The sequence below is a fragment of the Salipiger sp. PrR002 genome, assembly GCF_010500775.1.
In the GTDB taxonomy this organism is placed as follows: Bacteria; Pseudomonadota; Alphaproteobacteria; order Rhodobacterales; family Rhodobacteraceae; genus Salipiger.
Genome location: NZ_JAAGOU010000040.1, coordinates 37724 through 45444, shown reverse-complemented (window position 1 = coordinate 45444; position 7721 = coordinate 37724). Strand labels below are relative to the sequence as shown.

Below are 7721 nucleotides of genomic sequence, written 5' to 3'. Positions count from 1 at the left end.
GGGTTCATCGACATCTTGACGTTGGCAAGATCGACTCCCGTGCCGTCCGCTTTAACGCGGACTTTCACGTTGTAGTCGATCACCCTTTTGACCGGGACTAGCAGTTTCATCGGAAGAGGTGTCTTTCTGTTGTGGGTGGTTTGCGAGCGGCTGCGGTGATCCGAAAGCCGCGATCAGGCGGGCCGCGCCGCCTCGAGTATATGCCGCGCGCGGATGCGAACCGGCTCGTCGACCATCGCACCGTCAACCGCGACAGCTCCGTTGCCCGAGCCGAGGACGCGCTGCGCCCAGTCGATTTCATCGGCTGTCGGCGCGAAGCCTCGCAGCACCTCGGGCACCTGCCGCGGGTGGATGCACAGCTTCCCGCTCATGCCAAGGGCCCGCGCATGCTCGGCATCGGCGCGGGTCTCGGGCAGATGGTCAATGCGCGCGGTGACGCCGTCGATCGGTCCGGGCTTGCCCGCAAGGCGCGAGGCAAGCACCAATTCGCTGCGCACCGGCAGCAGGATGTCGCGCTCATGCGCGCATCCCACATCGGCGCAGAAATCGATCGAACCAAAGAGCAGCCGCTGCACGCCGGGGAGGGCCGCGATGCTTCTCGCCTGCGCAAGGCCAAGGGCGGTCTCGATCAGGGCCAGCACCGGGGCATGACCGCCAAGCAGGCGGCAGACCGCCGCGGTTGCGGTGGGGCCTTCGGACTTTGGCAAAATGACACCCGCCACGGGCAGCGCGCGGACCGCTGCGATATCGGCGTCATGCCAGGGCGTGCCACAAGCGTTGATGCGCACGAGCACAGGTTTCTGGGTGAAGCCGCAATGGAGTTCGGCACGCGCGGCCTCTTTTGCTTCGGGGCCCACGGCATCCTCAAGGTCGAGGATCACCGCGTCGGCCTCGCTTGCGGCGGCTTTGGCGAAGCGGTCGGGCCGGTTCGCCGGAACGAAGAGCGGGGCGCGGATAAGATCGAGACTTACCATTCGGCGCGCGCCTCCATGGCCACAGGGCCATCCGGGCAGGCGGTCCAAAGCTCCAGCGCATCTCCGCTGTCTTGGGCATTGAGCAGCAGCGGAGCCCCCCCGAACACCGGCGAGAGGCTGCGGAAACGGAACCGCTGCGGGGCGCGGCCACGAAGATCGGCGGCATATTGCGCCAGAAGCATCGCCTGCAGCGGCCCATGGACGACGAGGCCGGGATAGCCTTCCTCGGTTGTGGTGTAGGGGAAATCAAAGTGGATGCGGTGGCTGTTGAAGGTCAGCGCCGAGTAGCGGAAGAGGCGCTCGGGGCTGGTGCTGATGCTGCGCTGATGCTCTCCGGTCGGGGCGGGTGGCGGTGCGGCGGCGGGACCGCCGCGCGAGGGGGTGACATCGCGATAGACGATGTCCTGCCGCTCGGTCAGCACGTCGCGACCGCCACTGCTGACGTGATGGGTGACCGTGACGAAGCAAAGCCGCCCGGAGCGCCCTTGTTTCATCGTCACATCCTCGACCAGCGAGCGCCGGGTCACCGTCTGGCCGATGCGCGGAGCGGTCTTGAAGCTAAGGGCACCGCCCGCCCACATGCGCCGGGGCAGGGGCACCGGTGGCAAGAAGCCGCCCCGCTGCGGATGCCCGTCCGGTCCGAGCGCGGCGGTGGGCGCCGCTGGTTGGCACAGGCAGTGATGGGTGAGCAGCGGCGCCTCGGCCCCGTCGTCAGTGGGGCCTTCGCGGTCAAGCGTGGCATAGAGGCGCGCGACAATCGTCGGGGTCAGTAGCTCCGAGGCGGTCTCTTCGCGACCGATCCAGCCGCGCAGGTGCTCGAGGTCGAGATCGGGAGTTGTAAGCAATGTCAGCCCTCCACAGGGGTCAGTGCGGGAACCGCGCCATAGGCATGCGTGGGGTGATCCCAGACCGGCGCGGGCGCGGGAAAGGATACGGGGCCGTTGGGGGTTTCGACCGTGATGCGACGCAAGTGCGGGTGGGCCGCGAGCCCGGCCATGTCATTGACCGATGCCATGGCCACATCTGCCCGCCCCAATGCCTCGATGGCGTCGTCGTGGCTCATCTCGCCGAAGGCTTTGGCGACGATACCGTCGGTCTCGGCCCGATTGGCCACCCGCGCGACATTGGTGGCAAACCGTGGATCGCAGCCAAGCTCGGGCCGCTGCAGGAAGTGCTCGCAGAGCATCCGCCATTCCCGGTCGCTCTGGATCGAGATCAGAATGAGTTGCCCATCGCTGGTCTCGAAGGCGCTGTAGGGCGAGATCGAGGGATGCGCCATGCCCGCCCGGCGCGGGCTCTTGCCGCCCTCGTGGTTGAGCAGCGGCACGGTCAGCCAGTCGGCCATGACATCGAACATAGAGATCGAGATATTGGCACCCTGTCCTGTCGTGCCGCGCCGGATCAGCGCCTCTAGGATGGCCGACTGAGCGGTGGCCCCGGTGGCAATGTCGACGAGCGAGATACCCACGCGGGCGGGCTCGGACGGGCCGCCGGTGATCGAACAAAGACCCGACTCCGCTTGGATCAGCAGGTCATAGGCTTTGCGGTCGGCCATCGGTCCGCCCTCGCCATAGCCGGTGATCGAGCAGGTGATGAGCTTCGGATAGTCGCGGGCCAGCCGCTCGGGCGTGAAGCCAAGACGACCAAGTGCGCCGCGCTTGAGGTTCTGCACCAGCACGTCGGCCCCCTCGAGCAGCCGTGCCAGTTCCGCGCGGCCAGCGTCGGTGCGGAGGTCGAGTGCGACCGAGGTCTTGCCGCGGTTGAGCCAGACGAAATAGCTCGACTGGCCGTTGGCCACGTCATCATAGCCTCGGGCGAAATCGCCCTCGGGACGTTCGATCTTGATCACCTCGGCGCCGGCATCCGCAAGCCGCGAGGTGGCAAAAGGCGCCGCGACCGCCTGTTCGATGGCGACGACCCTGATCCCTTCGAGAGGTCGCATCAGAAGCTCCGCGGCAGGCCAAGCACATGCTCGGCGACATAGGACAGGATGAGGTTGGTCGAGATCGGCGCCACCTGATAGAGCCGCGTCTCCCGGAATTTGCGCTCGACATCATATTCGCAGGCAAACCCAAAGCCGCCGTGGAACTGGATGCAGGCGTTGGCGGCCTCCCAGCTGGCTTTGGCAGCAAGGTATTTGGCCATATTCGCCTCGGCGCCGCAGGGCTGACCGGCATCGTAAAGCTGGCACGCCTTCTGGCGCATGAGGTTGGCGGCCTCGATCTCGATATAGGCTTCGGCGATGGGGAACTGCACGCCTTGGTTCTGCCCGATGGCGCGGCCGAAAACCTTGCGCTCGGAGACATAGCGCACCACGCGATCGGTGAACCAATAGCCGTCACCGATGCATTCCGCCGCGATCAAGGTGCGCTCGGCGTTGAGCCCGGTGAGGATATACTTGAAGCCCTTACCCTCTTCACCGATCAGGTTTTCCTCGGGGATCTCGAGGTTGTCGAAGAAAAGCTCATTGGTCTCGTGGTTGACCATATTGGGGATCGGACGCACCTCCATGCCCGATTTCATCGCCTCCTTGATATCGACAAGGAAGATCGACAGCCCCTCGGACTTCTTCTTCACCTCCGAGAGCGGCGTTGTGCGGGCCAACAGGATCATCAGGTCAGAATGCTGCACGCGGCTGATCCAGACCTTTTGGCCGTTGACCACATAGCGGTCACCCTTCTTCACCGCGGTGGTCTTGAGCTGCGTCGTGTCTGTGCCGGTGGTCGGCTCGGTCACGCCCATGGACTGCAGGCGCAGCTCGCCACTGGCGAGCTTGGGCAGGATGCGCTGGCGCTGTTCCTCCGACCCGTGGCGCACAAGCGTGTTCATATTGTACATCTGCCCGTGGCAGGCGCCCGAGTTGCCGCCCGCCCGGTTGATCTCTTCCATGATCACGGCTGCCTCGGTAAGCCCCAGCCCCGAGCCGCCGTATTCCTCGGGAATGAGCGCGGCCATCCAGCCAGCTTTGGTCAGCGCGTCGACGAACTCTTCGGGATAAGCGCGGGCCTCATCGACCTTGCGGTGGTATTCATCCGGGAAATCGGCGCAAAGCGCCCGGACCGCATCGCGGATATCCTGAAAGTCGTCGCTGATCTGATCGTACACGTCTGCCTCCTCCAAGGTCTTGGGACTTTGGTCCCCCGCGTTTTGACGATCATCGAATCCGGGAACTCATAAATCAAATATCTGAATGGACTTCCTGAAATGCCAAAATGGCATGGGTGAGGTGCAGTTCTGCTTGGACGTGTGCTTGGACATGCGAAAACGGCCCGGTCGAAGCCGGGCCGTCAGATCACGCATCGGGGATGTTAACTCTGTGCTCAGACCGGGTCCCAGCAGAACACGTCAGCCGAGACATCAAGTGGGACATAGCTGGACCGCAGTGCCGGGATGGCGTGACTTTTGACGCTGTCGAGCGACCAGCCCTCGCTGCGCTGCACGGAGCGGACCGGGCGCGGCTGAGACATCAGGAAGATCTCGTTGTTCCGCACCGCAAAGACTTGGCCGGTGGTGTCCGCGCCCTCGTCCGAGGCGAGGTAAAGCGCGACCGGTGCGATCTTCTCCGGCGACATCTCTTTCATGCGATTGACCCGCTCTTCCTGCTCGGGACTATCCACTTTGATCGACGAAGTCATGCGGCTCCATGCGAAGGGGGCGATGCAGTTCGAGCGGATGTTCCAGCGCTGCAGATCGAGCGCGAGAGATTTCGACAAGGCGGTGATGCCCAGCTTGGCCGCCGAGTAATTGGCCTGCGCGAGATTGCCGATCAGCCCCGAGGTCGAGGTCATATGGATCAGGCTGCCCGACCCCTGTTCGCGCATCACGTCGGCGGCGGCGCGGCTGACGTTGAACGTGCCGTAAAGGTGGACCTTCACCACGGCGTCAAAGTTCTCATAGGTCATCTTGTGGAAGAAGCAGTCGCGCAGGATGCCTGCGTTGTTCACCACCGCGTCCAGCCGACCGAAAGCATCGGTGGCCTGTTTCACCATCGCTTGCGCACCCGCCGGGTCGGTGACGTCGTCGCCATTGGCGACGGCACGGCCGCCCGCCTTTTCGATCTCGGCCACCGTTTCCTGCGCGGCGGCGCTCGACTCCCGTTGGCCGTCGAGTGCGGCACCAATGTCGTTCACGACGACCGATGCACCGGCTTTCGCCGCCTCCATCGCGATGGCGCGGCCAATGCCGCCGCCAGCGCCGGTCACAAGCATGACCTTCCCATCAAGGGGCTTCATTTCAGACATGTCTCCTCCGTCTTGTCTTGAAAATCTGTGTCAGGTTTCGGCGGGACGCCCGAAGAGGCAGCGCTCGATCTGCGCTGCAGCCCCGGCCAGCGCAGTGGCGATGGCGCCAAGGCTCTCGTCCGTCTGCTGTCCCGCGATGGTGATGCTGCTCATGCCCAGCCGGGGCACCCCTTCGGCATCGCGTGCCAGAGAGGCGACGATATCGAGCCCCCGGAACAACTGGCTGCGGTCAAAGCCGGTGCCCGTCTCGCGGGCCTCCAGAACATCGGCCCAATAGCTTTCAAAGCTCGGCGCATCCTGCCAGCGAACGGTATCGAACCCTTTGCGCGTCTGTGCCTCGGTCAGGCCCTTTGTGGCGGCGTAGCAGCGACCGATCGCGCCCGAGAACACGGGCAGGCGGCTGTTCTGGGCAAGCACCGCGTGCAGGATGTTGGGCGCGGTGAAACGGTCCGTCAGCACGATGCGCTCGGTCGGCGTGATCTGCCAAAGCGCGATCATCGTCTGGTGGTCCTGAGCGATGGCGGTCAGCGACGGGCGGATGACATCCGCCGGATTGGCGCCGAGCAGGGGCACCGCAAACTCCATCAGCCCCATCCCCATGCGGTAGGTCTTTGCCTCTGGGTCGAAGCTCAGCAGCCCTTCGTGGCTGAGCGTCCTGAGGATGTTGAAAGCCGAGGAGACGTTCAGGTCGGTCTCGCGCGCGATCTGGGTCGCCCCCATCGGACGGCCCTGCGCCGCAAGCAGCCGCATGATGCTCATCGCGTTCTGCACCGCGGGTACGAGTTTCACTCCGGTATCGTCGGCCATGTCATTCCTCATGTAGAATTGCATTTACTATACAGAATAGCTTTGCTAGATCAAGGCCAGAACGGAATTGTGCCGAGGGAGGAAGGAACGATGCCGACTGGCGTGGATAGTGATGTATTTGAACAACTTGTGGACACTGTGGAGAGATTCGCCCGAGAGCGACTGATCCCCGCAGAGCGCCGCGTCGAGGAAGAGGACGCTATCCCCGAAGAGATCGTCTCGGAGATGAAAGAGATGGGTCTCTTTGGTCTCTCAACCCCCGAAGACTTCGGCGGCATCGGGCTCAACGTGCCGCAGGAGGCGCGACTGATCGAGACGCTGTGCTACGCTTCGCTGACCTTCCGCTCGCTGATCGGGACCAACGTCGGGATCGGATCTCAGGGGATCGTGATGGACGGCACCCAAGCTCAAAAGGAGCAGTGGCTGCCCGGCGTTGCGAGCGGCGACATCATCGCGTCTTTCGCGCTCACCGAGCCCGACAATGGCTCTGACGCCGCCGGTATCCGCACCTCGGCACGGCGTGACGGCGGCGATTTCGTGATCAACGGCACCAAACGCTATATCACCAATGCCGTGCGCGCCGGTGTCTTCACCGTCTTTGCGCGCACCGACCCCGAGAAAGACGGGGCCGACGGCGTCTCCGCCTTCATCGTTCCGGCGGATACCCCCGGCATCACCGTTGCCAAACCCGACCGAAAGCTCGGTCAGCGCGGCACCAAGACATCCGACGTCATCTTTGACAACGTGCGGGTTCCCGAAAGCGCCATCCTTGGTGGTCCGGAGCGGTTGAATCAAGGGTTCCGCACAGCGATGAAAGTGCTCGATCGCGGACGCATCCACGTCGGTGCCATGGCCGTGGGCCAAAGCCAGCGGATGCTCGACATCGCCACCGACTACGCGCTGGAGCGCAAGCAGTTCGGCAAACCGATCGGTGAGCACCAGCTGGTGCAGGGTATGCTGGCAGATTGTCAGGCCGAGTTGCACGCCGCGCGCGCGCTCGTCCGCGCAACGGCAGACACCTTCGACCGCGAAGGCAAGGCGATCATCGAGGCCTCCTGCACAAAGTATTTCTGCACCGAAGCTGCGGGCCGCATCGCCGACCGCGCGCTGCAGATCCATGGCGGCGCGGGATATATGGCCGAATATGACATCGAGCGGCTCTATCGCGATATCCGTCTGCTGCGGATCTACGAGGGCACAAGCCAGATCCAGCAACTGGTCATCGCGCGGCGTACGCTCGCGCAGCGGGCGGCCTGAGCCATGGCGGCGCAGCAGCCCCGCAGTCTTGCAGACATGCCGCCGCAGTCGAAGTTCTCGGTCCTTCTGGGGATCGAGATCGTCACCTGCACTCCGCAGGAAGTGGTCTGCACAATGGTGGTGACAGAGGACATGTCGAACCGCAACGGCGTGCTGCACGGCGGCGCGCTGATGACCCTGTCAGACACCGCGGCGGGAACGGCCTCGTTCATCAGCAGCCCGGCGGACGTTTCCAACACCACGGTAGAGGCGAAGACCAATTTCATTCGCCCGGTAAAGCTGGGCGACACGGTGACCGCGCGCTGCGAGCCGGTCCATGTGGGCCGGGCGACCTCGGTGCTGCAGATCACCATGACGCGGGGCGACGGCAAGGTCGTCGGCGTCACGACCCAGACCCACCTGTTTCTGGGCTGGAAGGACTAAGAGGCATGAAAGGGGAGGA

At 64.2% G+C, this 7721-nt stretch carries 8 protein-coding genes and 1 pseudogene; 2 read left to right on the top strand and 7 right to left on the bottom strand.

Annotation, left to right across the window (positions count from 1 at the left end; all coding sequences use genetic code 11):
- The 7 genes and pseudogenes from G0A00_RS23570 to G0A00_RS23540 all read right to left on the bottom strand — a co-directional run.
- Positions 1 to 110: pseudogene (locus tag G0A00_RS23570) on the bottom strand (electron transfer flavoprotein subunit beta/FixA family protein); the annotation flags it as partial.
- 63 nt (positions 111 to 173) lie between these two features.
- Positions 174 to 974 carry a CoA ester lyase gene (locus G0A00_RS23565; protein WP_164184693.1) on the bottom strand — a complete coding sequence of 267 codons (801 nt, stop codon included), beginning with the start codon at positions 972 to 974 and terminating at the stop codon, positions 174 to 176.
- Positions 968 to 1819, bottom strand: a complete 852-nt coding sequence (locus G0A00_RS23560; RefSeq protein ID WP_164184692.1) for a MaoC family dehydratase N-terminal domain-containing protein — start codon at positions 1817 to 1819, stop codon at positions 968 to 970. The genes G0A00_RS23565 and G0A00_RS23560 overlap by 7 nt, the downstream gene beginning before the upstream one ends.
- Before the next feature lie 2 nt (positions 1820 to 1821).
- A complete protein-coding gene (locus G0A00_RS23555) occupies positions 1822 to 2916 on the bottom strand; it encodes a CaiB/BaiF CoA-transferase family protein (RefSeq protein ID WP_164184691.1) in 1095 nt (364 codons plus the stop codon).
- The gene (locus tag G0A00_RS23550; RefSeq protein WP_164184690.1) at positions 2916 to 4079 is read right to left on the bottom strand and encodes an acyl-CoA dehydrogenase family protein; all 1164 of its coding nucleotides are present in this window, start codon (positions 4077 to 4079) and stop codon (positions 2916 to 2918) included. Before G0A00_RS23550 ends, G0A00_RS23555 begins: the two co-directional genes overlap by 1 nt.
- A gap of 215 nt (positions 4080 to 4294) precedes the next feature.
- Complete coding sequence (locus tag G0A00_RS23545) at positions 4295 to 5215, bottom strand: SDR family NAD(P)-dependent oxidoreductase (protein ID WP_164184689.1); 921 nt, start codon at positions 5213 to 5215, stop codon at positions 4295 to 4297.
- A gap of 30 nt (positions 5216 to 5245) precedes the next feature.
- A complete protein-coding gene (locus G0A00_RS23540) occupies positions 5246 to 6022 on the bottom strand; it encodes an IclR family transcriptional regulator (RefSeq protein WP_164184688.1) in 777 nt (258 codons plus the stop codon).
- Between the two features lie 90 nt (positions 6023 to 6112).
- Here G0A00_RS23540 and G0A00_RS23535 point away from each other — a divergent pair, with 90 nt between their 5' ends.
- Entirely contained in the window at positions 6113 to 7279 is a 1167-nt protein-coding gene (locus tag G0A00_RS23535) for an acyl-CoA dehydrogenase family protein (protein WP_164184687.1), read from the top strand.
- A 3-nt stretch (positions 7280 to 7282) separates the two neighbouring features.
- Entirely contained in the window at positions 7283 to 7702 is a 420-nt protein-coding gene (locus G0A00_RS23530) for a PaaI family thioesterase (protein ID WP_164184686.1), read from the top strand.
- Positions 7703 to 7721: the final 19 nt, after the last annotated feature.

Excerpts from the sequence above, each read along its gene's own strand:
- G0A00_RS23565 (WP_164184693.1), bottom strand. The coding sequence starts at position 974 with ATGGTAAGTCTCGATCTTATCCGCGCCCCGCTCTTCGTTCCGGCGAAC.
- G0A00_RS23555 (WP_164184691.1), bottom strand. The coding sequence starts at position 2,916 with ATGCGACCTCTCGAAGGGATCAGGGTCGTCGCCATCGAACAGGCGGTC.
- G0A00_RS23545 (WP_164184689.1), bottom strand. The coding sequence starts at position 5,215 with ATGTCTGAAATGAAGCCCCTTGATGGGAAGGTCATGCTTGTGACCGGC.
- G0A00_RS23540 (WP_164184688.1), bottom strand. The coding sequence starts at position 6,022 with ATGGCCGACGATACCGGAGTGAAACTCGTACCCGCGGTGCAGAACGCG.
- G0A00_RS23535 (WP_164184687.1), top strand. The coding sequence starts at position 6,113 with ATGCCGACTGGCGTGGATAGTGATGTATTTGAACAACTTGTGGACACT.
- G0A00_RS23530 (WP_164184686.1), top strand. The coding sequence starts at position 7,283 with ATGGCGGCGCAGCAGCCCCGCAGTCTTGCAGACATGCCGCCGCAGTCG.